Genomic DNA, 25,784 nt, shown 5'->3' with positions numbered 1-25,784 from the left:
CGCGCCACCGCACAGTCCGAACGTCCCTGCCCGCCGTACAGTATGCAACGGCGTCCATGCGGCGCCGCTTATTGCGGGTCGTCCCGCGCCGACCAGGACCGCTGTCATCGAGATGTCTTCGTCCTCCGCCCACATCAAAGGCTTCAACGGATTGCGCGCGCTGGCCGTGACGCTGGTTTTCCTCGACCACAAGGCGCGCATCCACGCATTCAATCTGTCCGATCTCGGCGTGTGGATGTTCTTCGTGCTGAGCGGGTATCTGATCATCGGCGAATTGCACCGGCAGCGTCGCAGGATCGAAGCGTCCGGCGAGACCACGACCGTACGCGAACAGATGCGCGTGTTCTTCACGAAACGCGCATTGCGTATCTTTCCGGTCTACTACGCGGTGCTCTGCTTGCTGCTCGTGCTGCAGCATTTCTATCGGCACGCGGGCCCGGATCTCGGGTTCGCGTATCACTTCACGTATCTGTCGAACGTGTGGATCGGGCTCGTCACCGGGCATTGGGTCGGACCGTTCGGCGTGTTCTGGTCGCTGGCCGTCGAGCAGCAGTTCTATCTGGTCGCGCCGTTCGTGTTTCTGCTGACGCCGTCGCGCTGGCATCCGTTCGTCTGCATTGGAGCGATCGTCGCGGGCGGCATCGCACATGTCGCGATGTACGCGACGCATGTCGACGACATCACGATCTACGTGCTGTCGCCGTGGAATTTCTCGATCCTGGCGATCGGCGGCTTGGGCTACATGCTGTCGACGATGCCCTCGTCGGTCGCATTGCGGCGGATGCTGAATGGCGCACCGATGCTGCTCGTCGGCATTGCAGGCATCGTGTTCTTCGCGGCAAGCGCGCAATGGCTCGGCGCAAACGATCCCGGCCGCAACGCGTGGTTCGATTTCGCGCTCACGTTCTCGGTCGCGCTCGTCGTGCTGTGGATCGTGCACAACCAGTCGAGCTACTTTGTCGCTGCGCTGGAGCTTCGGCCACTCGCGTACTTCGGTACGATCAGCTACGGCTTCTATCTGATGCACAACTTCATTCCGAATCCGCTTGGGCCGGCGCTTGCGATTTATGGTGGACTGCATGTTGCGCCGGTGCTTGTCGAAACGCTCGGCGTGTTGCTCGATTTCGCGCTATCCGTGCTCGCTGCGGGATTGTCGTGGCGGTTTCTCGAATCACCGATCATGGCGTTGCGCAAGCGCGTTACGGGTCGTCGCGAGGGTTGGCGGGACGCGGTAAAAGTCCGCCATATCTCGACGTGAATTTTCCGCGCTGCCCGCGCGGTGAATGCCGCGTTCATCCGCCCTCTTTTGCGCGATGTTCCGAGGCTGCAGAAGATGCCGCGGCCACTTGCCACTCGCAGTTTTTGCGCATGTCGACGCATCGAGCAAGAGGTCTTGAGGGATCGTTCTGCGAACCCTGCTCATCCGGTCATGACTTCCGGGCGAGGTCCGAGCCACGGCCTCGCAGCGTAGTACCGAACCTGATCGCAATAGATACCACGTGGGTCGTACAGGGCGCACGGCCACGACGTGAAGTGGGCGACCGAGTCATGCACATTGCCGGCCAGCAGCCCATCGACCGCAGGCGGCACCGCAGTGGGCACGTCCCACGCCGACAGGATGAGATCTTCATACGCTGTGCGCTTGCGCGGCTCCGGAGGCGGCCAGTCGCGATTGCCCTGCCGGCCTTCGACGGGATTGCGCAGGAAAGCAATACGTTGCTCCAGTCTGCGCTGCTCACCGAGTAACTGGACCGCCTGCTTCTCGGGGCTCGGCGGGACGGCATACGTCCACTCCGCCGGGTCACACTCAGGATGATCCCGGGTGGTGGCCGCCGCCACGACCTGGCAGGCTGCCGCGGACACGCCACGCATGCCGTATAGCTGTCCGAGGACGCGGCTGTCGGCGCCCCGTCGGGCAAGGCCGCCTCGCCACTGGAATAGCAGGCGCCGGTGGGCCTGGATCAGCGCTTCGACTGTGGGCTCCGCGAGAGGCAGGCTGGCCATGTAGTCCTGGTATTGCTTCACTATGGGCTCGTCGTCTGCGAGGAGGAAGTGGCGGTGCCACTGTGCAGGCAATCGATCCAGCGACAGCAGCGGCACACCGGCCGCAAGCGCTTCCGCATACATGTCACGCAACGGAATTCGCGACAGGAGGTTGCTGCGCCCCTGTTCGTCCGGCGCATAGCCGCCGCCCACATCGGCGTGCACGCCGGGATAGACGACTTCCTCGCAGTTGGCCAGATAGCTCCGGTCCACGCGCACCGAATCCAGCGGAAAGGCCTCACGAACCTCGTGCGCGGCAACGTAATGCACGCACTGCTCGACCTCGGGCGGAATCGCCAGTTCGGCCCCCCAGTCCAGATGGAGGGTGGGTCCGCCCACCGACGCCACCGTATCGAACAGACCCATGAACGTGATGCGCAGCGGAATGCGCCGCAGATCTTTCCCGATCCAGCACCGTTGCCCGTCCTTGTCGACGCACCGCGAGAGCAGTTTCCGCACGAACGCGCGGGCCTCGGTCGCGCCGCGCGAGAACCCCAACACCGAGAGGCTGATGAACGGCATGTGCTGCCGCGCTTCCGGGCTCCAGTCCTCGCCGAGGATTATTTCGAATGCGGCGATGGCCGCGTCGATCCGGGTCTGTCCTCCGACGCCCAGGCCCAACCCCGTGTTCCCGCCGCGATCATCGCGCAGCAGTTCGGTGAAGTATCCGGGTGCACGCCTCGGAACCCGGAACGGCGTGCCGACCCCGGAGATGTAGGTTGGCGTGGCGCCTTGTCCAACACGATCGTCGATCGCGGCCAGATAGAGCTTCGCCACGTTCGACAGCGCCTGCTCATGTTCCGGTTTCTCCAGTTCCTGGTACAGGTTGTTGCCTGTGCCGTCGAAGAAGAAGCTGAGCTTCGGGTAAAGGCGGCACTGCATGCGGACCTTGGGATCGCTGGGCCATTCGTCGGCAAACCGCCGGCTCATTCCGCGTGCAGCGGCGCGGTCCAGTTCGGCATCGCTCACGGGCGCGTCAGCCTGACGTACAGTCATGCTGGATTCCTTATCGTTGCGGGTTATTTGTTTGCGCAGCGAGTGCGGCTTCGCGCGAACGCCAGCTCTGCCGTATCGTTATCGCGCAGGATCAGGCACAGGTAGTCCTCATCCTTCGCGGGTCCACCCGGCGGGAAATGCGTCACCATTGAATGCGGTTCGGTTGGAGGCGCCACCTTTGTCCTGAGATCGACCACCGTGTCCCACTCCCAGTGAACCGTGACAGGCTTGCTCCAGTCCCTGGGGCCGGGGTAGCAGCACGCTGCGGCGCCGCCACCACCGTTTGGAGGCGCCCCTCCCATCCCGTATCGGTCAACCGCCATGTTGACCGCCCAGCGGTCGATATGATTGACGGGAACCATCCACAAGGGATGGTCGCTCGCGAGCGAATCGTCGGGCAGTAACGAACGGCCCTCGCAGGCGGACAGCACGAGTAACGCGTACGCAGCAAGAGCAACGGTACGAAGCGAGGCGGTCATGCCGAATTCCTTATCGTAGCGGGTTATTTGGTGGCGCAGTGAGAGGCGACACGTGAGAACGCAAGTTCAGCCGTATTGCGGTCGCGCAGGATGAGGCACAGGTAGCGGTCATCCTTCGCGGGTCCACCTGGCGGGAAGTGCACAACAATTGAATGCGGTTCGGTTGGAGGCGCCACCGTGGTCCTTAGATCGACCACCGTGTCCCACTCCCAGTGAACCGTGACAGGCTTGCTCCAGTCCCTGGGGCCGGGGTAGCAGCAGGCTGCGGCGCCACCGCCGCTATGTGGATAGGCGCCACCCATCCCGTACTTCTCGACGGCCATGTTGACGGCCCCGCGGTCGGTCTTGTCGATCGGGACCATCCACAGCGGATGGTCGCTCGCGAGCGGATCGTCGGGTAGTAGCGAACTGCCCGCGCAAGCAGACAGCGCGAACAGCACGCACGCGGCAAGCGCAGTTGTCCGAGTCGAGGCGAATCGTGAGCAGACTGTCAGCGCAATGTATCGGGCGAACGTCTTTCCGGACGGTTTCGAATGCGGCGCGAACATTAAATGGCAAGAGTGGATTACAGGAGCTCGCCACCATGACAGCATGACCGCCGCGCGGTCTATAAGACAAATCTGAATCTGACGACTCGTTGAGATTCGTCGGCCCAGGATCTACCTGGCGGGCTGATCCCGCTGACGGACTGAATCCCCGAAAAATTGACGCGCTTGCAAAGCGCGCTTCTATCGTTATCTGTTCCTGGCAATAGGGTAGCGCCCTGTTCCACACACTGCCGGTTTGCAAAACATGTCATGAGACGGACCGCTAGCGCTGCCATGTGCCGGTCTACCCGCAACCCTCTATCAGCGGCCGCCAGGACAGCCACACTCGTCACCCCGTCTCGCTCAACGCCTCCTTCAGCTTCACCAAAAACCGCTCGACAATAGTCGGCAACCGCCGATCCTTCATCGTCGTCACCTGCAACTGCCGCTGCTGTAACAACGGCTCGTCGATCTCTTTCGCGAGCAGCGAAGACTCGTTCTGCATGCCCTTCAGTGCAATACGGCTCCCGAGCGTGATCGTGCCGGTGAGTGCAGCGAAGTGATGCATCGCGCTGGAGTTGTTGCTCGTCAATATCGGTTCGAAATGACGGCCGCGCGCCGAACAGCACCAGTCGATCAACTGACGCACCGTCGTCCCGCGTTCGAGTACCGCGAGCGGATAAGCGAGCAGATCATCGAGCGTCAAGCGCGCCTTATCCGCTAGCGGATGATTGGGACGCAGCAGCGCACAGACCGGCGCGCTATCGGTGAACTCGACGCTGACGGACGTCGACGTCGCCGTGGAAAACGAAAGACCGAGATCGACGTCGCCGATCTCCACCCAGTGCTCGACCTGAGCGGGTGTGCCCGAACGCAACACGAAGCGTGTCAGTGGATTCTCTGTATGAAACGCGGCAAGCAGAGCCGGCAGAAAATAACGCGTGAAGCCCTCGGTACAACCGATCCGCACCATGCCGCCGCCTAGCGCATGCGCCGCCGAAATGTCGGCGAGCACGGTATCGGCATCCATCAGCGCACGCCGCGCATGCTGCGCGAGCAGCTCGCCGGATTCGGTCAGCACCATGCCGCGCGGCAGACGTTCGAACAGCGGCGTGCCGACCTCCTGTTCGAGCTTCGCGATCTGCCGGCTAAGGGCAGACACAGCGACGTGCAGATTCTCCGACGCCGCCGCCAGCGAGCCCGTCCGGGCGACTTCGACGAAATAGCGCAACGCGATGCCGTGCAACATGAATTGTCTCGTCGACGATGCGTTGCCGCTTTGCCATTTCGGCAACGCGATCCGCAAAGATTGAAATTGTCGCGAATTATTGGCCTTTCTAGACTGCTTCGCAACCTTGCATCCCCGCAAGCAGTCTGGAGAGATCGCCTTGACCGCAAGCCCGAGCACCCGTGCCGCAGCCATCGATGCGGCGTTTGACGTTTTCGATTCGGGCGCGCTGCTCGAACAACTCAAGCGCCGCGTCGCGTGCAAGACCGAGAGTCAGAATCCATCCCGCGCGGACGCGCTGCACGCGTATCTGACCGACGAAATCGCGCCGGCACTACGGCCGCTCGGCTTCACAACGCGGCTCGTCGCAAATCCCGATCCGAAAGGCGGCCCGCTGCTGTTCGCGGAACGCCATGAAGGCGCGGATCTGCCGACGGTTCTTACCTATGGCCACGGCGACGTCGTGCGCGGCTACGACGACCAGTGGCGCGCGGGACTAAAGCCATGGGAGATCGTCGTCGAAGGCGATCGCTGGTACGGTCGCGGCACCGCCGACAACAAAGGCCAGCACTCGATCAACTTCGCCGCGCTCGCCGCCGTGCTGCACGCGCGCGACGGCCGGCTCGGCTACAACGTGAAAGTGCTGTTCGAAACCAGCGAGGAAGTCAGCTCGCCGGGTCTGCATGCGCTGTGCGAAACGGAAAGCGATGCGCTCGCCGCCGATCTGTTTCTCGCCAGCGACGGGCCGCGCGTATCCGCCGAACGACCGACGCTGTTCCTCGGTTCGCGCGGCGCGGTGCTGTTCGAACTGTCGATCAATCTGCGTGACGGCGGCCATCACTCCGGCAACTGGGGCGGCGTGCTGCGCAATCCAGCCGTCGTGCTGGCGCATGCGATCTCGAGCCTCGTCGATCGTAACGGGCGCATCGTCGTCGATGGCTTGCGGCCGCCTCCCGTTTCCGCTGCGGTAAGGCGTGCACTGGCCGATATCGAACTCGGCCGCGACGAGCAGTCGCCCGCGATCGATCCCACGTGGGGCGAACCCGGTCTGACGCCGACCGAGCGCGTGATCGCATGGAACGCGCTCGAAGTGCTCGCGTTCAAGTCGGGCAATGCGGACGCACCGGTCAATGCGATTCCGCCGTCGGCGAAAGCGGTGTGTCAGTTGCGCTTCGTCGTCGGGACCGATTGGGAACAGACCGCGCATCACCTCGAAGCGCACTTCGCGCGACTCGGATTCGACGACGTGCGCGTCACGGTGTCGGCGGGCAGCGCGGCGACGCGGCTCGATCTCGACGATCCGTGGGTGACCTGGGCGCTCGCGTCGATGCGCGCGACGACCGGCAAGGAGCCGGCGCTGCTGCCGAATCTCGGCGGCACCGTGCCGAACGACGCGTTCGCCGGCACGCTGAATCTGCCCACGCTGTGGGTGCCGCATTCGTACCCCGCGTGTGCGCAGCATGCACCGAACGAGCACCTGCTCGGCTCGGTCGCACGCGAGGCGCTCGGGGTAATGGCGGGTCTGTGGTGGGACCTCGGCGATGCAGCGGCGGGCATCGTCGCGACACGTCGTGTAGTCGCGAATGCATCGGAGGCGTCATGAAAACAAGCCCGCCCAGCCTCACCCGAATTGTCTTCGCGACGTCGATCGGTAACGCGCTCGAATGGTTCGATATCGCGATCTACGGGTTCTTCGCGATCTACATCGCGAAGAATTTCTTCCCGGCCGCCAACGACACCGCATCGATGCTGCTCACGTTCGGCTCGTTCGGCGCGTCGTACCTGGTGCGACCGCTCGGCGGGATGGTGCTCGGCGCCTATGCGGACCGGCGTGGGCGCAAGGCCGCGCTCGTGCTGAGCGTCACGCTGATGATGGTCGGCACCGCGATCATCGCGGTGATTCCGACCTACGCGACGATCGGTCTCGCGGCGCCACTCGGCGTGTTTGCCGCGCGACTGATCCAGGGGTTCTCGGCGGGTGGTGAGTTCGGCGCGTCCACAGCGATGCTGATCGAACATGCGCCGCACCGGCGCGGCTTTATCGCGAGCTGGCAGTTCGCGACGCAAGGCTGCGCGACGCTGCTCGCATCGGGGTCGGGCTATGCGCTCGCGAAGCTGCTGTCGCCGCATGAACTGGCTGCGTGGGGCTGGCGCATTCCGTTTTTCTTCGGCTTGCTGATCGGGCCCGCCGGCCTGTATCTGCGTCGCTTCCTCGAAGACGCGCCCGATTTCAACGAAGCGACCCGCACCGCGACGCCGATCCGCGACGTGTTCGCGACGCAGAAATGGATGGTGCTCGCGGCGATCGGCGCGCTGACGGTGTCGACGTCGGTGAACTATCTGCTGCAATACGTACCGACCTATTCGATCCGCGAACTGCATCTCGATGCATCGACCGGCTTCGCTGCGAGTACGTTCGCCGGTCTCGTGCTGACGCTCGTGACGCCGCTCGCCGGTCATCTGTCCGACCGTATCGGTCGGCTCAAGCAGATGGCGATTACCGCGGTGCTGTGTCTCGTCACCGCCTACCCGGCGTTTTCATATGCGGTCAACCATGTGTCGATCGTCTCGCTGTTCGCGCTCGTCGGCTGGCTTGCGTTGCTGAAGTCGATCTATTTCGGTGCGTTGCCTGCGCTGATGGCCGAACTCTTTCCGGTCGCGACGCGCGCGACGGGCATGTCGATCGGCTACAACATCGGCGTGACTGTCTTCGGCGGCTTCACGCCGGCGATCACCGTCTGGCTGTTGAGCGCGACCGGCAATCGCAGTGCGCCCGGTTTCTATCTGATGTTCACGGCGACGGTGAGTCTTGTCGCGCTGGCGGGTGTGGCACGCAGCGCGTCGAGACGTCGTCGTGGTGTTGCGGCGCACGTTCGCGCGGATCAGGCGAAGACTGCCGGGATAGCGACCGACCCGCAAAGTCGTGCAGCGCTGTAGCACGGCGAACGCGGCGCTCCTGACGAGTGGCCGCGGATTCGTTATTCACCGAAGCGACGGACAACGACGAATCCCGCCCACGATCGACACAGTGCTATTTCTCCAACTGACGGTGGCGTGCCACGATCCATTGCTCAAGCTCTGCCGACTCCGCATGTGACAACGACAGTTTTGTTTCCGGGTCGCGCGCAAGCCCGTTAATTTCATCACGCCATTCCGACGCAAAAACCGGTCTGGATTCTGCGGGCAAACGCCTGGATACGAGGTAGCTCGCCTCGAAATATTCGTCGCGTGTGTGAGGGGTGCATGCATCTCTATGGCCCTCCACTCCGCCGCCGATCCGCGAAATTCTCTTTGCTGAAAAATATTCCTGAAATTCCTTGCGCGTATGAAGAACGATCTCATGCGTCAACGTCTGTGCAATCCTGGCGCAGGCGTGCGCGTCGAGCGTTGTTCTCCCGGGGGCGAGATGCGCGTCCAGATTCAGTTCGATAGTCGCTTCTTTTCCGTAGCAGACGGTTTGCGCCAAAGCCCGCGGAAGAGATTTCCGGGTGATCAAAAGGTCGTTGTGCCCAGGCGGGAAAATCGGGCCGAGAGCATCGATGATTTCGTCTACAAGTTTCGTCAATGCGGCTGTTTCCAAACTGGAGAAACCCTCCAACGTTGCTTCTGCTCGCGTATGAGCCGGAATCGCATTGTCGCTGAGCAGCTGAAAAACAGTGGGGGCCGCGGGGGCGCCCATCGCACTTGTCCGGCGGGTGGGTCCGGCTCCTTCGGCACGCGCGGGTCTGTTATGAATTGACGGGTAAGCCTGCCGTGTCTGCGTCGATGTCGGGCGGCGCAGCCTCGGCAACGCCGGGAGGTCCTGGCGCCACGCGCTTTCTTCTGTCAAGTATGGCGATGTTTCCGTCGTCGTCGAGCGGCGGCGAATGTCGTTTCTATCCCTGTTAGAGGTACCCGTTTCCGGTCGGACGTCGCTCCATCCGCTGGAATAATCACTGCCGATGCGTTGCCCCGCCATTTTTAAATCTCCCGATTTCTTTCAGGCGAAGATTTGCCCGAATAGCTCCGCTAACAGGGGTGCCGCACCTGACTTGACATTGCCACCGCCGGTTCACGCACGCAGCGCGTCGCGAGGATCTTTCGGTTCGCCACGCAGTGCACGGGCAACACGCTGGGAGATTTCCGCAGCGCGTTCGGGGTTTTTCTCGACCCATCGTTCCAGCTGACGCCCTTCCTTCGCGCGTGCGATAAGCGCCTTTGTCCGATCGTTCTGTGCTTTCGCGAATGCCCCGGCATTCGCGTAGCCCGTCGTTTTCTCCGAGAAAAGTTGCGTGACGGATGCCGGAAGATTCTCGCCCGTCGCCAGCGCGAAGATTTGCTCGACAACGCGCTCGACGCGGGTGCCCGGCGCACGGGACAGTTGCCACGCGACCGCAAGCGCGGCGTCAGGCGCGTCATGGCGAGTTCTGGATGCGGGTTCGAACTCCCGTTCGGACTCGATCACAGGTCGTTGAAGTCCGCCCAGCACAGCGGCACGCGGTATTCCGCCAATAGCGCCGAAAGTCTTCGATGGGTTTTCGTATTTCAGATCGTCGTCGCGCAGGAAATCCTGCATGTAGCCGCTGGGCGTCAGCGCGTCGGGAACTCGTGCATAGGGCTCATCAACGCGCGCCGGCTGGTTCGCCGCGCGCTGGCTGTCGCGCTTGAGGTTGCCGCCGAAGCCCGCAACCGGCGCCGTGTTACCCCAGTCGACGGTCGGCGCGTGGACACCCTCATCGTCGATCACGAATCCGGTGTTCGCGCGCTCGTGGTTGGCGAGGTCCCAGTTGCCGGGGACCTCGCCCAGGTAGAAAGCAGAGGCGAGCGCGCGATTGAATTCGTCCGGCAGCAGTTCGAGCATCCGGTCCTGTCTCTGCAGTGCGTCACGCGATCGATCGCGCAGCGGCTGCAAGGTCTCGTGCCCGGATTGATCCAGCTTGTCGAATCCGCCTTTCGGAAAACGCGTCATCAGCCCGGCGATGTCCGGCGTCTTGCGCAGTTCCTGTGCGCTACGGGACGCGTCGGCATGATCGCGAAGATGCGCGGCGTAAGCATCGCGATTGTGAGGCTCGACGTGGCGGGCACCTGACTCGACGAGAAACGGTCCCCAGTCCTTGAAGCCGGAGACCATCGGTGACGCGACCCATACTGCATCACTCCCCTTCCCGAGGCGATTGTCGTTGTCGACGAGGAAGACCGGCTGCGGCACATCGTCGAATCCGTATGCATGCACCATCATCTGCGGCATCACCACGTCGCTGAACGTATTCCGCGGGCGGTTCTCGTTAAGCTTGCAGCGATACAGCGTCTGCGTCGCGTTATCCCTCAGGTAGCGGGCCGGCTGCGTCGAAGCGCCTTCGCTGCGCTTGAACTCGGGATCCTCGGTGAAATCCGCTATCGTGCGCACGAGGCCACCGAGACGAAGCGGTGCATGATCGAGGTCAGGCGCCTGAATGCCCGCTGAACCAGTCCGCCCGACGATGTGAAGATCGAGGCCACGCGCGGAATGAGGCGCGAAGTTTGCGCTCGCCGGCATCAAGGCCACGCGAGTCTGTTGACGCGGGGTTGATCCTTCGGCGGCGTTGCCGGCAACCCCATTGCCGCTCTCAGTACGGCGGCGCTTGCCGGTCAATCCAGGAAACGCGTTTTCAGCGGTACTGACGGCTCCGCGCTTGGGCGCGCGCGACTCATCTGTGCCACGCGGCGCGGTGTCACCTGGCAAAGGAGAGGAATCACCGATGGAGGGAGGCGTCGGCGCGGAGTCGGTTAGTCGCATGTACGTGATTCCTGTTGGGTGTGCTTTGCAATGAAGTAACCGGGGGGTGCTCGCATTTGCGTGCAGCCCCAGCGAGCAGGCAAGCGAGGCGACCGCGAGATAGCTGTGGGCTAGCCTGTCGCATCGAGCGGAGACGTGACATGCAGCCTGTGTCGCTGATCTCGCGATCGCGCGGATTCATCGACTGGAATTCACCCAGCTTAGCGGCGCTGCGCGGGAGAGCGCCTCTTACATCCGAAGATCTGGCTTCGTTTGCGTAGCAGCGCTGTATCGCTGTACGAAATAAAGCCATCTTTGACGGCAAGCGGTGCTGTCACGTTGGCGGATTGGGGTAAGCCGCTCGCAGAAGAGCAGATTGCTCAGAAACCGGCACTGGCATTGCGGCGGATTCGCACAAGTGTGCGGTGCTGGAGTGCGGTGGAGAGGGTGTCTGGGTTTGACACAGGCGGTTCGCCACAGCAGCGAACCATGACGAATTCCGCCCATGGTCGGCTGATCGCGACCGGCCGCGCAGACAGCACGCGAAAACCCGTCACCCCGCCTGCGGCACAAACACACTCTGCCGAATATCGGTACCACGCGCGACGATCGCCGTCGCTTCGGGCACCTCCTCCCACACGCCCGGCAGATCGACCAGCGGTTCCGACAGCACCAGGTAAGCATCGTCGCCGACCGCCTTGATACGTGGATCGTCCGGATAAAGCTCGTGCAGATGCTTGAACGACGTGCTGTGAAACAGCGAGCGCGAATCGCGTTCGCTCGAATAGCGGACCGCGACGATCTGCTCGCCGTTCATCGCGCACACGGTCATGTTCAGCGGATGCTCGACGCCGTAACGTCGCCCCGTTTCCTCGACGAGTCCGACCATCCGTTCAAGCGCGGCAACCGGATCGCGTTCGAGCCCGAACGTCAGCGCGAGAAAGAACATCAGTTCCGAATCGGTCGACCCTTCCATGCCCATGAACAGATCCGGCGCGACCGCCATCATCAGATCGCGTCGCACCGCCGGAAAATTGCGGATCGAACCGTTGTGCACGAACATCCAGTGGCCGTAACGGAACGGATGGCAGTTGGTTTCCTGCACCGGCGTATCGGTGGCCGCGCGGATGTGCGCGACGAAGCGGCCCGCGCGCACCGCGCGGGCCGCTTCGCGCAGATTGCGGTCGCTCCACGCAGGCTGCACGCAGCGATAGCGGAACGGCGGATCGGTCGGATGACCGTACCAGCCGACGCCGAAGCCATCGCCATTGGTCGTCGTCGCGCCGAGGCGCGCGTGCAGGCTCTGGTCGATCAGCGAATGCTGCGCGCGAAACAGTACCGTTTCGAGCTGGATCGGGTTCCCTGTGTAGGCAAGCCAGCGGCACATGGTCGGTCTCCGTTCAGTCCCACTGCGCGTTGAAAATGCGCGGTGGCAATTTCAGTTGGCAGCATGCACACCCGCGAGCGGCGCGAGAAACTGCGACACGCCGGTCAGGATAATCTGCACGCCGATGCACAGCAGCAGGAACGCCGACACGCGCAACGCGACCTTGGTCCCTTCGGTGCCGAGATAGCGCGCAAAAACCTCCGCGCGGCTGTACGTCAGATAGATCGCGATCACCACCAGCACGCTGATCGTCACCGACGCGATCGCCGACATCAGAAACTCGGACAGCTTGTGCGTGCGGTTCGCGTTCAGCGCGATCGCGGTCGCGATCGTGCCGGGGCCAGTGGTAAGCGGAATGGTCAGCGGAAAAAATGCACGCGATTTCGCTTCGTCGGGGCTGACCTGCTTCACCGCTTCTTCGTTGGGCCGACGATCGGGTGCATTGAGCATGTTCCAGCCGCTGACCGCCACCGCGAGACCGCCGCCGATCCGCAGCGCCTCCATCGAAATCCCGAAGAAATGCAGGATCGGCGTCCCGACGAAGAACGCCACGAGCAGCACAAAAAACGCGTTGATCGACACGCGCTTCGCGAGCGCGGTGCGCTCCGCGCTGTCGAGCGATTCGGTGCGGTCGAGAAAAACGAATGCGACGCCGACCGGATTGATGATGCTGATGAGCCCGGTGAAGCCGAACAGGATGTCGGAAACGAGACTGTCGATCATGGCGGTGTCGGGTTTTATTCAGGCTAGCCGTCGCGTGCTCGATGCGAGTGGCCCGGATTTTTCTTGCGCCGCAGCACGACGCGCAGCGCGACCGGCGATCAGTGTAACCGCAACGCACCGCGAAGATCACCTACGTGCGCGCAGCAACGCATGCCGCACGCGCACATCGTTGCATCGTCTTTCAACCGGCCTGCTTATTTTTGACGACCTTTACGGCGTCGAGCTATCCGGCATACAGTCGGAGCCGAAGCTCCGCTGTTCCACACGACGTTCAACCCCGGTTAGAGGAGTCGTCCCATGTTCCTTCGTGTGCTCGCCGCGCTGCCGTTCATCGGCATCCTGCTCGGCGTCCCGTTCGTCAACCGTGTCGAGCCGCTGGTGCTCGGCATGCCGCTGGTGCTTGCATGGATCGTTCTGTGGGTCGTGCTGAGCGCGGTGATCATGACGGTCGTGTTCCGGCTCGATCCGGTGAACCGCGCGCCCGCTGACGAGACGGAGGTCCGATCATGAGCAGCGCTCTCGTTCTGATCGCCGCCGTCACGCTGTTCGCGCTGTACCTCGGCATACGGGCGCGCCGGGGTCATGACATGAACCTGGAGCAATGGGCAGTCGGCGGCCGCAGCTTCGGCACCGCGTTCGTGTTCCTGCTGATGGCCGGCGAAATCTATACGACCTTCACGTTCCTCGGCGGCAGCGGCTTTGCGTACGGCAAGGGTGCGCCGGTCTACTACATCCTCGCGTACGGCACGCTCGCGTACATCCTGTCGTACTGGATGCTGCCACCGGTGTGGCGCTACGCAAAAGCGCAGCGGCTCGTGTCGCAGTCGCACTTCTTCATGCGCAAGTACGACAGCCCTGCGCTCGGCGTGCTGGTCGCGGTGGTCGGCGTCGCCGCGCTGATTCCGTACCTCGTGCTGCAGCTGAAGGGACTCGGCATCATCGTCGCGACCGCTTCGTACGGCGCGATTTCGTCGAGTGCTGCGATCTGGATCGGCGCGGTCGTCGTCACGATCTACGTGATCGTGTCGGGCGTGCGCGGCTCGGCGTGGAACTCCGTGGTGAAGGACACGCTGATTCTCGCGATCGTGCTGTTCCTCGGCATCTATCTGCCGATCCACTATTACGGCGGCGTGTCCGACATGTTCCGCGCAATCGAGGTCGCGCGGCCCGACTTCCTGACCTTCCCCGCGAAGGGCTCGAGCGTGGTCTGGTTCCAGTCGACGGTGCTGCTCACCGCGCTCGGCTTCTTCATGTGGCCGCATACGTTCGGCTCGATTTTCACCGCGAAGAGCGAACGCGTGTTCCGGCGCAACGCGGCGATGCTGCCGCTGTACCAGTTGATCCTGCTGTTCGTGTTTTTCGTCGGCTTCGCCGCGACGCTGAAGGTGCCCGGCCTGAAGGGCGGCGACATCGACCTGTCGCTGTTCCGTCTGTCGATCCAGACTTTCGACCCGTGGTTCGTCGGCGTGATCGGCGCGGCCGGTGTGCTCACGGCGCTCGTGCCCGGCTCGATGATTCTCACGGCAGCGTCGACGCTGATCGCGAACGACATCTACCGCGGCGGGATACAACGGCAGGCGTCCGATGCGGCCGTGACGAAGCTCGCGCGTCTGCTGGTGCCGGTCGTCGCGCTGGTTGCGGTCGCGTTCACGCTGCATGGTGGCGACACGATCGTCGCGCTGCTGCTGATGGGCTACAACTTCGTCACGCAGCTGTTTCCCGCGCTGGTCTGCAGTCTCGCGCAACGCAATCGCGCGACGAAACAGGGGGCGTTCTGCGGCATCATCGTCGGGGTGGCGGTGGTCGCGGCGACCACGCTGATGCACCTGAGCGTCGCGCAATTGATGCCGTTCCTGCCCGACGCGTTGAAGGACGTGAACATCGGCTTTCTCGCGCTCGCGTTGAACGTGATCGTGTTCGTTGTGGTGAGTGCGATGACGCAGCCGCATGTGCAGCCCGGTGAAACGTCGGCGCAGACACCGGTGCGTTGAACGACGTGTGATGGTGTGAAGCGAACGGAAGCGGCATGTTGCCGCTTCCGCTTCTGCTTTTAGCTCTCTCGCGGCTAGTGCCGCGTGTCGCCTCCGCGCGTGCCCTCCTTCGCGTACAGCGTCGATTCGCCAAACGTCTCCGCACCCAGCACGCGTCCCACCAGAATCAGCGCAGTCCGTTCGATGTCGGTCGCACGCACCTTCGCGACGATGTCCGCGAGCGTGCCCATCACGCGCGCCTCGTCGGGCCAGCTCGCGCGATACACGATCGCCACGGGGCACGTTGCACCGTAGTGCGGCATCAATTCATCGACGATCGTCGCAAGATGGCGCACGCCGAGGTGAATCGCCATCGTCGCACGATGCCGCGCGAGATCGCCGAGCTGTTCGCCCGGAGGCATCGTCGTCTTGCTGGCGAAACGCGTGAGGATCACCGTCTGCGAAATGTCCGGCAACGTCAGTTCGCAGCCGAGTGCGGCGGCGCACGCCGCGGTCGCGGTGACGCCCGGCACGATCTCGTATGCGATGCCGAGTTCGGCAAGCCGCCGCATCTGTTCGCCGATCGCTCCATACAACGACGGATCGCCCGAATGGACGCGCGCGACGTCGTGTCCGTCGCGGTCCGCCTGCGCGAGCAGCGCGATGATCTCGTCGAGATCGAGGTCGGCGGTGTTCACGATGCGTTCAGCCGTGTTGCCTTCGAGTACCTCGGCCGGCACCAGCGACCCTGCATAGAGAATCACCGGACAGCGTCGTACCAGACGCTGCCCTTTCACCGTGATCAGTTCGGGGTCGCCCGGCCCCGCGCCGACAAAAAACACCGTCATGCCATGCTCCGTAATGAGAAGGATGAATGGACACGCAGGCAGCCCGGACGACGACGCGCGCGAACGCGCGTCAACCGGAATCGTGCAATGCGTGCAGCAGCGCGGCGTCGTTGTCGAATGCACGGTCCGCGGCGGGGAGTGAGGGACGCCGCAGCATCAACACCGGCACACCCCGCTCGCGCGCGACGTCGAGCTTTGCAACGGTCGCGCTGCCGCCGCTATTCTTGCTGATAACGACATCGATTGCATGCGCGTCGAACAATGCGCGTTCGCCGTCGTGCGTGAAAGGACCGCGAGCGTCGAGTACATGAGCACGTTGCGTGCCCGGATGTGCATCGAGACAGCGGACCAGCCACTGCTGATGCGACGGAATGTCGCCGAGATGCGCGAGCGGTTCGCGGCCCAGCGTGAAGAGTGGTCGGGAAAACGGTGCGAGCAACGCGACGAGGCCTTGCCAGTCGTCGGCGAAACGCCAGTCGTCGCCGGGTTGCGGTTGCCATGCGGCGCGATGCAGCGCCCAGTACCGCACATTCGCGATGCGGCTCGCTGCGGCCGCGTTAGCGCTGATGCGCGCGGCGTAAGGATGCGTCGCGTCGACCAGCAGACCGATCCGCTCGTCGACCAGATAGCGAGCGAGACCGTCGACACCACCGAAGCCGCCTACACGCACCGTGCATGCAAGGTCGTCCGGCACCTTGCCGAGTCCTGCGAGGCTGTACACGTGCGGTGTCTTCAGAGTGCGCGCGATCCGCAGCGCGTCGCCGGTGCCGCCGAGCAGCAGGATGCGCATCATCGATCGCCTGACGGTGCTGCCGTGTCGACAGGCTTGCGGCAATCGAGCAACGTGACCGGCAACGCGGGACGCCATGCGTCGAAGCCGCCGAGCGGTTGTGCGGTCGACAGCGCGATGCGCGTCAACGTGCCGCCATGGCGTTCGCGCCACGCGACCAGCTTCGCTTCGCCCTGCACCGTCACCGCGTTCGCAACGAGCCGGCCGCCGGGACGCAGCGCGGTCCAGCATGTGTCGAGCACACCGGACGCGGTCACGCCACCGCCGATAAAAATCGCGTCAGGCACCGGCAGTGAAGCGAGCGCATCGGGCGCGGTGCCGGCGACCAGTTGCAAACCAGGTACACCGAGCGCATCGCGGTTCTGCGCGATGAACGCCTGACGCTGCGGATGCGCTTCGATCGCAATCGCGCGACACGTGCGATGCGATCGCATCCATTCGATACCGATCGAGCCCGCGCCCGCACCGACGTCCCACAGCAGTTCGCCAGGAAGCGGCGCGAGATGCGCGAGCGCAATGGCGCGGACATCGCGCTTCGTCAACTGGCCGTCGTTGGCGAACGCTTCGTCGGGGAGTCCGGGTGTGAGCGGCAGCGGTTGCGCGTCGAGACCCGCGCGGCAGTCGAGTGCGACGAGATTCAGCGCGGCCGGGGACCATGCCGAAGGATCGGCGTGCCATGCGTCAGCACGCGTATCGATGCGGTGTTCGAGCGGTCCGCCCAGATGTTCGAAGACGATCATCCGCGTCGCGCCGAAGCCGCGTTCGACGAGCAGCGTAGCGAGCGCCGACGGCGCCGTCGCATCGCCACCGAGCACCAGCAGACGTGCACCGTCGTGCAGATGCGCATGCAGCGCCGCAATCGGCCGGCCCACCAGCGACAGCATCGTCACGTCCTGCAGCGGCCAGCCCGCGCGGGCCGCCGCGAGCGACAGCGACGACGGCGCGGGCAGCACGTGCAGTTCGTCGGCGGGCAGCGCGCGGGCAAGCGTCGCGCCGACGCCGAACAGCATCGGGTCGCCGCTCGCCAGCACGCAGACCGGTTCGGGACGCCGCGCGAGCAGCGGTGCAAGATCGAACGGATGCGGCCACGGTTCACGTCGTGCGTGCAAGCGTGCGGGCAGCATCGCAAGATGCCGTTCGCCGCCGATTACCACCGACGCATCGAGCAGCGCGCGCCGCGCGGTGCGGCCCAATCCCGCGAAGCCATCTTCGCCGATGCCTACTATGGTCAGCCACGCAGGCATCCCGCCATCCTCATCATGTCGTTTCAGTTCCGGCTGCGTGCCGACGCATGCGTGCTGCGCATGCGATCGAAGCGCCGGAGAAAGAAGGCATAATACAGCCTCGCCGGTGCCCTTCGGGGCCTAAAAGGGAACACAGCGACACTGTGGCTGCCCCCGCAACTGTATGCAGCGAGTCCGCGCTCCACACGCCACTGATTCATTCGGGAAGGCACGCGCGGACCACGACCTGCAAGCCAGGAAACCTGCCGGCAACACTGTTCGTGCCAGCCATCATCGGGCGGGGTGTACCGATGCCGCGTTGCTTCCTGTCGAGGCAACACCGGGCCGTCGCGCGACGCTAAACCGGTAATCGCTTGAATCGAGTTTTGTCCCCTGCTGCTGTCGATGCACGGTCTGCGCCGCGCGCGTCGGCGTGTCCGTCGCTTGCGCGCATCGTTGCCGCACGCGACGGCGGGCTCTGCCGGATCAAGCTGCCGGGCGGCGAACTGCATGCGCGCGATGCGGTCGCGGTCGCACAGGCCGCCGATCTGCACACGGCTGGTATCGTCGAGTTGACCAATCGCGCGAACCTGCAGTTGCGCGGCGTGCGGGCGGGTCACGAGACCTCGCTCGTTGCGGCGCTGATGCAGACCGGCCCCGGTACGCAGGATCCGAACAACGCGCACGCCGATGAACGTCGCAACGTGATGACGAGCCCGCTCGCAGGCCGCGATCCGCAGGCGCTCGACGACACGCGGCCACTCGCCGCTGCGTTGCTTTCGCGACTGCAACGCGAGCCGCGCTTCGCGGCGTTGTCGCCGAAATTCGCGCTGATGCTCGACGGCGGTGAACGCTTGATGGCGGTCGATCATCCGCACGATGTGTGGTTTTCGGCAATGGATTCGGCAGTCGGCGATGCGGATCGTGCGCGGTACGCGGTGGGTCTTGCGGGCTGTCCGTTGTCGGTGCCGGGCAGCGCACTTGCGTCAGTGGCCGCTGCCGATCTACCCGTTTTCGTCGAAGCGTTGCTGCATACGTTCCTGGACGTCAGCGGCTCTGACGACACGCGAATGCGCGACGTGCTCGCCAGCTACGACGCCTCCGCGTTATTGCAACGCGCGGCCGAACGAGCAGACATTGCTTTGCACGACGATCCCGCTGTCGCCGCATGGACCCGTGCACCAGCATCGCCGTCGTTGCGCGTCGGCGCTCATCGGCAACGCGATTCAAAGCTGTCTCACGTCGGCGGGCAGCCGGCGCTCGGGCGGCTCGATACGTGCACGCTGGTTAAGCTGGCCGCGCTCGTATCAGAACACGGCAACGGAACGCTACATGTCACACCGTGGCAAAGCGTGCTCATCCCCGACGTCGCCGACGATGCAGTGCCCGCCGTACTCGATAGCCTGCGCGCACTCGGCCTCGCGTGCGAGCCGTCGCATCCCTACGTGCGGCTGATCGCATGCGCCGGTTCGACCGGTTGCACGAAAAGCGCCGCCGACACAAAAGCCGACGCATTGCATCTCGCCACCCTTCTTCCCGACACGAGCGCAGACGATGCCGTCCACCTAAGCGGCTGCCCGCGCTCCTGCGCGGCCGCGCATTGCGCACCGCACACGCTGCTCGCAACCGCGCCCGGCTGCTATGACCTGTATCAACGCGCGAGCGTGGGCGGCGCCGACCGCTTCGGCATCCCCATCGCGCACCACCTGACTATCGAACAGGCCGCCGCGCTACTCGCGCGACCGTCCCGGAGCCACACCGATGCATGACTACCTTCGCGACGGCCAGCAGATCTATCGCCAGTCGTTTGCGACGATCCGCGCGGAAGCCGATCTGTCGCGCGTGCCGCCCGACCTCGAAAAGCTCGCGGTCCGCGTGATCCACGCGTGCGGCATGATCGACATCGTCGACGATCTGCGTTTTTCCGAGGGCGCAGGACACGCGGGCCGCAATGCGCTTGCGTCCGGCGCGCCGATTCTCTGCGATGCGCGAATGGTCGCCGAAGGCATCACGCGTGCGCGACTGCCGGCGAATAACCCGGTGCTGTGCACGCTCGGCGATGCAACCGTGCCCGACCTTGCGAAGCAGTTCGGCAACACGCGCTCGGCTGTGGCGGTCGAGCTGTGGCGACCGCATCTCGAAGGCAGCGTCGTCGCGATCGGCAATGCGCCGACCGCGCTGTTCCATCTGCTCGATCTGCTCGATGCGGGCGCACCGCGACCCGCGTTGATTCTTGGTTTTGCGGTCGGCTTCGTCGGTGCGGCGGAATCGAAGGCGCTGCTCGCGTCAGGTGGTTATGACGTGCCGTGGGTGATCGTCGCGGGACGACGCGGCGGCAGCGCGATGGTTGCCGCAGCGGTGAACGCGCTTGCGTCGGAGGTCGAATGAGTACGGGTAAGGGACGCCTGTTCGGCATCGGCGTTGGTCCAGGCGACCCCGAACTGCTGACGCTCAAAGCCGTGCGACTGCTGAAAGCGGCACCTGTCGTCGCGTATTTCGTCGCGAAGGGCAAAAAAGGTAACGCGTTCGGGATCGTCGAGGCGCATCTCGACGATGCACAGACGCACCTGCCGCTCGTCTATCCGGTGACGACCGAAGCGCTCGAACCGCCGCTATCGTATGAAGCGATCATCGCCGACTTCTACGACACTGCTGCCGCGATCGTCGCCGGGCATCTCGACGCGGGTCGCGACGTCGCGGTGATCTGCGAAGGCGATCCGTTTTTCTATGGCTCGTATATGTATCTGCACGACCGGCTCGCCGCGCGTTTCGAAACCGAAGTCGTGCCCGGCGTCTGCTCGATGCTCGGCGGCGCCGCCGTACTCGGCGCGCCGCTCGTTTATCGCAACCAGTCGCTTGCAGTGCTGTCGGGTGTATTGCCCGAAGCCGAATTGCGGCGCCGTCTCGCGGATGCGGACGCAGCCGTCGTGATGAAGCTCGGTCGCAATTTCGACAAGGTAAGACGCGTACTCGACGAACTCGGGCTCGCGAAACGCGCGCTGTACGTCGAGCGCGCGACGATGGCAAACCAGCGCATCGTGCCGCTCGCGGACGTCGATCCGATGGCGTCGCCCTACTTCTCGCTACTCGTCGTGCCGGGGCAAAAATGGCAGGGATGATGCCGCCGGCGATCGTGATTCTCGGCGTCGGTGCGCTCGATGTCGCGCGTCGTGTGCAGGCATGCTGTCCGGGTTCGCAGGTGCATGGACTCGCGGGCCGTGTCGAAGCGGACGTCGGCTACACGGAACTCGCCGCGCATCTGCGCGAGCTGTACGCGCGCGGCACGCCGATCGTCGCGTTGTGCGCGGCCGGCATCGTGATCCGCTGCGTCGCGCCGCTGCTCGCGAACAAGGGCGCGGAGCCGCCGGTGCTCGCGGTCGCGGAAGACGGCAGCGCGGTCGTGCCGCTGCTCGGCGGGCTCGCGGGTGTCAACGTGCTCGCACGCGATATCGCGGCCGCGCTCGGCATCGCACCCGCGATCACGACGAGCGGCGAACTGCGTTTCGGCACCTGTGTGCTGAATCCGCCGGAAGGTTATGCACTCGCGGATCTCGCGCACGGCAAGCGCTTCGTCTCCGATCTGCTGGCAGGCGAGACGACGCGCATCGAAGGCGACGCGCCGTGGCTCGACGATGCGGCGCTGCCGCGCGATGCTTCTGCGCAGCGGGCGATTCGCGTGACGCCGTTCGTCGATGCGTCGGCGGATACTTTGTTGATTCATCCGCGGAGTGTGGTTGCGGCGATCGGTGGTATTAGAGACGACGTCGAACAGCTGGTGCTCGATGCACTGCAAGCACACCACGTTGCGCATGCTGCGCTCGCCGCTCTGCTCGCGCCCGCTGCACGTTGCACCGATACGGCGCTTGCCGATGCCGCACAGGCACTCGCCGTGCCGCTGCGTTTTATCGACCTCGATGCCGACGCGGACCAATTGCTTGCAGCCGCGCTGACTGTTCCGCACAACGTACTGCACGAGGCAACCTCGTCGGTCACGCTCGCGATCGCCGACGCGCCGTTAGACATCGCGACGATCGGCCGCCCACGCGGCAGCGTGACCGTGATCGGCCTGGGCCCAGGCTCCGCCGATCTACTCGTGCCCGCCGCGCGCGACGCACTCATAGACGCCACCGATATCCTCGGCTACGCGACGTACGTGAACATGGCTGGCCCGTTCCGCGACAACCAGCGCGTACACGCGACCGACAATCGCGAGGAATTGCAGCGCGCACGCCACGCTTTCGAACTCGCGACGGAAGGACGCGCGGCGGTCGTCGTATCGTCGGGCGACCCTGGCGTGTTTGCGATGGCGGCGGCGGTGCTCGAAGCGCTCGATACATCCGACGATCCCCGTTGGGCACAAGTCGAGTTGCGCATGGTGCCGGGCGTATCGGCTGCCATGGCGACCGCTGCGCAAGCCGGTGCGCCGCTAGGCCACGATTTCTGCGTGCTGTCGCTGTCGGACAATCTGAAGCCGTGGTCGATCATCGAGACGCGGCTTAGACACGCAGCGCAGGCCGATCTGGTGATGGCGTTCTACAACCCGGTGTCGCGTGCGCGGCCGTGGCAACTGGATACCGCGCTCGATATCGTCCGCGAGTACCGGACGCCCGCGACGCGTGTCGTGCTGGGACGCGATATCGGCAGGCCGGGTGGCACGCTCACGACGACCACGCTCGGCGAGCTGCGCAGCAGCGACGTCGATATGCGGACGATGGTGATCGTCGGGTCGACGACGACGAGAGGGTTTGCGCGCGGCGATGGTGGCGAGTGGGTGTATACGCCGCGTTCGTACCCGTGACGCCTGGCGCCTGGCGCCTGGCGCCTGACACAGCTTTCTGCGTTTGACACACGCCTGCGTTGAATCCGGCATCGTGTCCGGTGCCGTATCCTCTGTCCCTCCCTTGAACACGAAGGCGACGGCGCCGTCGCCCCCCGGTAGCGCCGCATGCCGACGCCGGCGGCACATCCTCCATTCACCGACCGCAAGCGTCGGCAGACAGGCACCGGGCGTCACCGTGACGATCGCCCCACACCCACCGCCGCTGGCCGGATTAGACCCATCCAAAGGCCGCCTCTACCCTTGGTCGTCATTTTGACGATGGCTACTCTCACACTGCGCTCACCCCACAGTGAGACAGGGCGATCCCGCCTTAAAGCGGCATCGAATCGCAGCGTCACCGGCTAATCCACGACAAACAGAAACCCTCATGAGCGGCGTTTCGCCTTTTCCTGCAGAGGAACAACCGGCACGCGACTACGCGTACTACCGTGACGCGCTACGCGGCCATCGTCTGCCGGCTGCATTCGTCGATCTCGATAGCCTGGCGGCGAATCTCGCCGATATCCGTCGACGCGCGGCCAATCTACCGCTCCGTCTCGTCACGAAGTCCGTGCGAGCGGTCGGCATCATCCGGCTCGCGCTCGCGAGTAGTCCGCTCATGCGCGGCCTGCTGTGCTATTCGCCGATGGAAGCGGCGTGGCTGGCGACCCAGGGCTTCGACGACCTCGTGGTCGCGTATCCGTCGGTCGAGCCGTCTGCGCTTCGAGCGGTCGCCGAACAGTTACGCGCCGGCCGTTCGATCACGCTGATGGTCGACTGTCCGCAGCAGGTCGAATGCATCGATGTGCTTGCTCGCCGCGAGGGCGTCGCAATGCCGCTGTCGATCGATCTCGACATGTCTTCATCGTTCCCGGGCATTTACTTTGGTGTGTATCGATCGCCGGTGCGCGACGTCGCAAGCGCAATCGCATTGGCGAACGACATCGCCCGCCGGCCCAACGTGCGGCTTGACGGGTTGATGGGCTACGAAGGTCAGATCGCCGGGCTGATGGACAGCGTACCGGGCCAGTCGTTAAAAAATAGCGTCATCCGGTATCTGAAACGCCGATCGATTCGCGAGACCAATGGGCGACGCAGCAACGTCGTGCACGCGCTGGCCGCTGCTGGCCATTCGCTGCGCTTCGTCAACGGCGGCGGCACCGGCAGCATCGAAAGTACGCGCAGCGACGCGTCGGTCACCGAACTCGCGATGGGCTCGGGTCTTTATACGCCCACACTGTTCGATCACTACACCGCCTTTCGCACGCAGCCCGCCGCAGGGTTCGCGTTGCCGGTCACGCGCCGGCCTCGCGACGGCATCGTCACGTGCTCGGGCGGTGGCTACATCGCATCGGGGCCCGCCGGCACGAATCGCCTGCCGCAGCCGTGGCTGCCTGAAGGCTGCACCCTGATCGTGAACGAAGGGGCGGGCGAAGTGCAAACGCCCGTGTGCCATCCACGTTCGGTCTCCATTGAGATCGGCGATCCGCTGCTGTTCCGGCATGCAAAAGCGGGCGAACTCTGCGAGCGCTTCAACGAACTGCTGCTCATCCGGAATGGGCATGTCGTCGACTGCATTCCGACCTATCGCGGAGAGGGACAGAATTTCTTCTGACCGCTCACGCTTTCCAGCCCACCCACCCGATATGGAAAAACAACGCTATGTGGCGTAACTGGTCCGGCTACGTGAGTTGTCCTCAGGCAACGCTGGCGACGCCTGCGTCGCGAGACGAGCTTGTCGATGTGCTGCGCGACGCGGCCCAAAAGCTTATGCCGGTGCGTGTGGTGGGTGCCGGACATTCGTTCGCACCGCTCGCGCAAACCGACGGCGTAATCGTGTCGCTGGATAAACTGCAAGGTGTCGTGGACGTCGATAGCACCAGGCGCATCGCACGCGTACGAGCCGGCACGCGACTCTATACGCTCGGCAGCGAACTCGCCGCACATGGACTCGCGATGGAGAACCTCGGCGACATCAACGTGCAATCGATCGCGGGCGCGACCAGTACCGGCACGCACGGCACCGGCATCGAGCTCGGCAATCTGGCGACGCAGATCGCGAGCCTGCGCTTCACGACCGCCGACGGCCGCGATGTGGTCGCATCGCGCGACGAAAACGCCGACCTGTTCGAAGGCGGCCGGATCGGGCTGGGCGTGCTGGGTGTGCTCACCGAAATCAGCCTGCGCCTCGTCCCGTCGTACCGGCTCAAGCTCACACGCGGCAAGATGGACTTCGAAACGTGCCTCGCGCAGGCGGATGCGATGACGCGGCAGAACCGTTCGTTCGAGTTCTACTGGCTGCCCCACACCGACACGATGCTGACGAAGATCTGGAACCTGACCGACGAACCTGTCGACACCCGGAACTGGACGCACTACGTCACCGACGAAGTGCTCGAAAACGGCGTATTCGGTTTGCTGTGCGGCGTGAGCAAACATCTGCCGTCGCTGTGTCCGTCGATCAGCCGGCTCTGCGCGGCGCTCGTGTCGTCGCCTGCCGAACGGGTCGACGCAAGCCATTCGCTGCTGTCGACCGTGCGCCGCATCCGCTTCAACGAAATGGAATGGTCGCTGCCGGCTGATCGTGGCGCCGATGCATTGCGCGAGATTCGCGCGTTCATTTCGCGCAAGACATTCCCATTGATGTTCCCGCTGGAATACCGCTGGGTCCGGGGTGACGACATCTGGCTTAGCCCAGACTACGGCCGCGACAGCGTCCGCATTTCGGTCCACCAGTATCGAGGCATGCCGTTCGAACAGTATTTCGACGGCGTGCAGGCAATCTGCATGAATCACGGCGGCCGGCCGCACTGGGGCAAAATGCATTCGCTTAAGGGCCGCGACTTCGCCGCGCTTTATCCGCGCTGGAACGACTTTCTCGCACTGCGTGAACGCATGGACCCGCAACGCAATTTCATCACACCGTATCTGCGGACCCTGTTCGGTCTCTAGCCCACGTCTATCCGGATCACCAGGCGAAAATGACGGCACCCTCCACTTCGACGGATCCTTCTCAA

21 protein-coding genes, 1 pseudogene and 1 riboswitch are annotated in these 25,784 nt (G+C 64.3%); of the genes and pseudogenes, 11 read left to right on the top strand and 11 right to left on the bottom strand.

Features of this window, described 5'->3' with window-relative positions; genetic code table 11:
* Positions 1–112 precede the first annotated feature (112 nt).
* Positions 113–1,258: an acyltransferase family protein gene (locus tag E1748_RS01780; protein WP_133645440.1), complete on the top strand. Its 1,146-nt coding sequence runs from the start codon at positions 113–115 to the stop codon at positions 1,256–1,258.
* 161 nt (positions 1,259–1,419) lie between these two features.
* Here E1748_RS01780 and E1748_RS01775 read toward each other — a convergent pair whose 3' ends face one another.
* From E1748_RS01775 to E1748_RS01760, 4 genes are all read right to left on the bottom strand, one after another.
* Positions 1,420–3,039: a T6SS phospholipase effector Tle1-like catalytic domain-containing protein gene (locus E1748_RS01775; RefSeq protein ID WP_133645439.1), complete on the bottom strand. Its 1,620-nt coding sequence runs from the start codon at positions 3,037–3,039 to the stop codon at positions 1,420–1,422.
* A gap of 23 nt (positions 3,040–3,062) precedes the next feature.
* Complete coding sequence (locus tag E1748_RS01770; protein WP_133645438.1) at positions 3,063–3,518, bottom strand: DUF3304 domain-containing protein; 456 nt, start codon at positions 3,516–3,518, stop codon at positions 3,063–3,065.
* A gap of 23 nt (positions 3,519–3,541) precedes the next feature.
* Positions 3,542–3,958 (bottom strand): DUF3304 domain-containing protein, encoded by a 417-nt coding sequence (locus tag E1748_RS01765; protein WP_240766240.1) that lies wholly within the window; start codon positions 3,956–3,958, stop codon positions 3,542–3,544.
* Positions 3,959–4,394: 436 nt separating this feature from the next.
* A complete protein-coding gene (locus E1748_RS01760; protein WP_133645436.1) occupies positions 4,395–5,294 on the bottom strand; it encodes a LysR family transcriptional regulator in 900 nt (299 codons plus the stop codon).
* A gap of 139 nt (positions 5,295–5,433) precedes the next feature.
* On the opposite strand from E1748_RS01760, the gene E1748_RS01755 reads away from it, so the two are divergent.
* Together E1748_RS01755 and E1748_RS01750 are read left to right on the top strand one after the other, a co-directional pair.
* The gene (locus tag E1748_RS01755; protein ID WP_133645435.1) at positions 5,434–6,876 is read left to right on the top strand and encodes a M20 family metallopeptidase; all 1,443 of its coding nucleotides are present in this window, start codon (positions 5,434–5,436) and stop codon (positions 6,874–6,876) included.
* A pseudogene (locus E1748_RS01750) lies at positions 6,873–8,126 on the top strand (MFS transporter); the annotation flags it as partial. The gene E1748_RS01755 and the pseudogene E1748_RS01750, both read left to right, overlap by 4 nt.
* A gap of 178 nt (positions 8,127–8,304) precedes the next feature.
* Here the strand turns inward: E1748_RS01750 and E1748_RS01745 are convergent.
* The 4 genes from E1748_RS01745 to E1748_RS01730 all read right to left on the bottom strand — a co-directional run bounded on the left by E1748_RS01745 (position 8,305) and on the right by E1748_RS01730 (position 13,117).
* On the bottom strand, positions 8,305–8,952 hold the full coding sequence (locus E1748_RS01745; RefSeq protein WP_133645433.1) for a hypothetical protein: 648 nt from the start codon (positions 8,950–8,952) through the stop codon (positions 8,305–8,307).
* A gap of 372 nt (positions 8,953–9,324) precedes the next feature.
* Positions 9,325–10,788 carry a hypothetical protein gene (locus E1748_RS01740; RefSeq protein WP_133645432.1) on the bottom strand — a complete coding sequence of 488 codons (1,464 nt, stop codon included), beginning with the start codon at positions 10,786–10,788 and terminating at the stop codon, positions 9,325–9,327.
* Between the two features lie 772 nt (positions 10,789–11,560).
* Positions 11,561–12,394, bottom strand: coding sequence for a class II glutamine amidotransferase (locus E1748_RS01735; protein ID WP_133645431.1), 834 nt, complete (start codon positions 12,392–12,394; stop codon positions 11,561–11,563).
* A 51-nt stretch (positions 12,395–12,445) separates the two neighbouring features.
* A complete protein-coding gene (locus tag E1748_RS01730) occupies positions 12,446–13,117 on the bottom strand; it encodes a MarC family protein (protein WP_133645430.1) in 672 nt (223 codons plus the stop codon).
* A 297-nt stretch (positions 13,118–13,414) separates the two neighbouring features.
* Here E1748_RS01730 and E1748_RS01725 point away from each other — a divergent pair, with 297 nt between their 5' ends.
* A complete protein-coding gene (locus tag E1748_RS01725; RefSeq protein ID WP_133645429.1) occupies positions 13,415–13,627 on the top strand; it encodes a DUF3311 domain-containing protein in 213 nt (70 codons plus the stop codon).
* The gene (locus tag E1748_RS01720; protein ID WP_133645428.1) at positions 13,624–15,108 is read left to right on the top strand and encodes a sodium:solute symporter family protein; all 1,485 of its coding nucleotides are present in this window, start codon (positions 13,624–13,626) and stop codon (positions 15,106–15,108) included. Before E1748_RS01725 ends, E1748_RS01720 begins: the two co-directional genes overlap by 4 nt.
* Before the next feature lie 74 nt (positions 15,109–15,182).
* On the opposite strand, the gene cobM is transcribed toward E1748_RS01720, so the two are convergent.
* The 3 genes from cobM to cbiE all read right to left on the bottom strand — a co-directional run bounded on the left by cobM (position 15,183) and on the right by cbiE (position 17,969).
* Positions 15,183–15,935: a precorrin-4 C(11)-methyltransferase gene (gene cobM / locus E1748_RS01715; protein ID WP_133645427.1), complete on the bottom strand. Its 753-nt coding sequence runs from the start codon at positions 15,933–15,935 to the stop codon at positions 15,183–15,185.
* 70 nt (positions 15,936–16,005) lie between these two features.
* On the bottom strand, positions 16,006–16,728 hold the full coding sequence (locus E1748_RS01710) for a cobalt-precorrin-6A reductase (protein WP_133645426.1): 723 nt from the start codon (positions 16,726–16,728) through the stop codon (positions 16,006–16,008).
* Positions 16,725–17,969, bottom strand: a complete 1,245-nt coding sequence (cbiE, locus tag E1748_RS01705) for a precorrin-6y C5,15-methyltransferase (decarboxylating) subunit CbiE (protein WP_133645425.1) — start codon at positions 17,967–17,969, stop codon at positions 16,725–16,727. Before cbiE ends, E1748_RS01710 begins: the two co-directional genes overlap by 4 nt.
* 87 nt (positions 17,970–18,056) lie before the next feature.
* A riboswitch (cobalamin riboswitch) is annotated at positions 18,057–18,233 on the top strand.
* An 89-nt stretch (positions 18,234–18,322) separates the two neighbouring features.
* Here cbiE and cobG point away from each other — a divergent pair.
* From cobG to E1748_RS01675, 6 genes are all read left to right on the top strand, one after another.
* On the top strand, positions 18,323–19,717 hold the full coding sequence (cobG, locus tag E1748_RS01700) for a precorrin-3B synthase (protein ID WP_240766238.1): 1,395 nt from the start codon (positions 18,323–18,325) through the stop codon (positions 19,715–19,717).
* The gene (locus E1748_RS01695) at positions 19,710–20,336 is read left to right on the top strand and encodes a precorrin-8X methylmutase (RefSeq protein WP_133645424.1); all 627 of its coding nucleotides are present in this window, start codon (positions 19,710–19,712) and stop codon (positions 20,334–20,336) included. The genes cobG and E1748_RS01695 overlap by 8 nt, the downstream gene beginning before the upstream one ends.
* Complete coding sequence (locus tag E1748_RS01690; protein ID WP_133645423.1) at positions 20,333–21,067, top strand: precorrin-2 C(20)-methyltransferase; 735 nt, start codon at positions 20,333–20,335, stop codon at positions 21,065–21,067. Before E1748_RS01695 ends, E1748_RS01690 begins: the two co-directional genes overlap by 4 nt.
* Positions 21,064–22,746 carry a precorrin-3B C(17)-methyltransferase gene (gene cobJ / locus E1748_RS01685; RefSeq protein ID WP_133647187.1) on the top strand — a complete coding sequence of 561 codons (1,683 nt, stop codon included), beginning with the start codon at positions 21,064–21,066 and terminating at the stop codon, positions 22,744–22,746. Before E1748_RS01690 ends, cobJ begins: the two co-directional genes overlap by 4 nt.
* Before the next feature lie 409 nt (positions 22,747–23,155).
* Positions 23,156–24,382 carry an amino acid deaminase/aldolase gene (locus E1748_RS01680; protein ID WP_133645422.1) on the top strand — a complete coding sequence of 409 codons (1,227 nt, stop codon included), beginning with the start codon at positions 23,156–23,158 and terminating at the stop codon, positions 24,380–24,382.
* A gap of 47 nt (positions 24,383–24,429) precedes the next feature.
* Complete coding sequence (locus tag E1748_RS01675) at positions 24,430–25,719, top strand: D-arabinono-1,4-lactone oxidase (protein WP_133645421.1); 1,290 nt, start codon at positions 24,430–24,432, stop codon at positions 25,717–25,719.
* Positions 25,720–25,784: the final 65 nt, after the last annotated feature.

This window comes from Paraburkholderia flava (genome assembly GCF_004359985.1).
GTDB lineage: Bacteria > Pseudomonadota > Gammaproteobacteria > Burkholderiales > Burkholderiaceae > Paraburkholderia > Paraburkholderia flava.
Note: the sequence above shows the minus strand (reverse complement) of the source record. Positions and strands in the feature narration are given on the sequence as shown.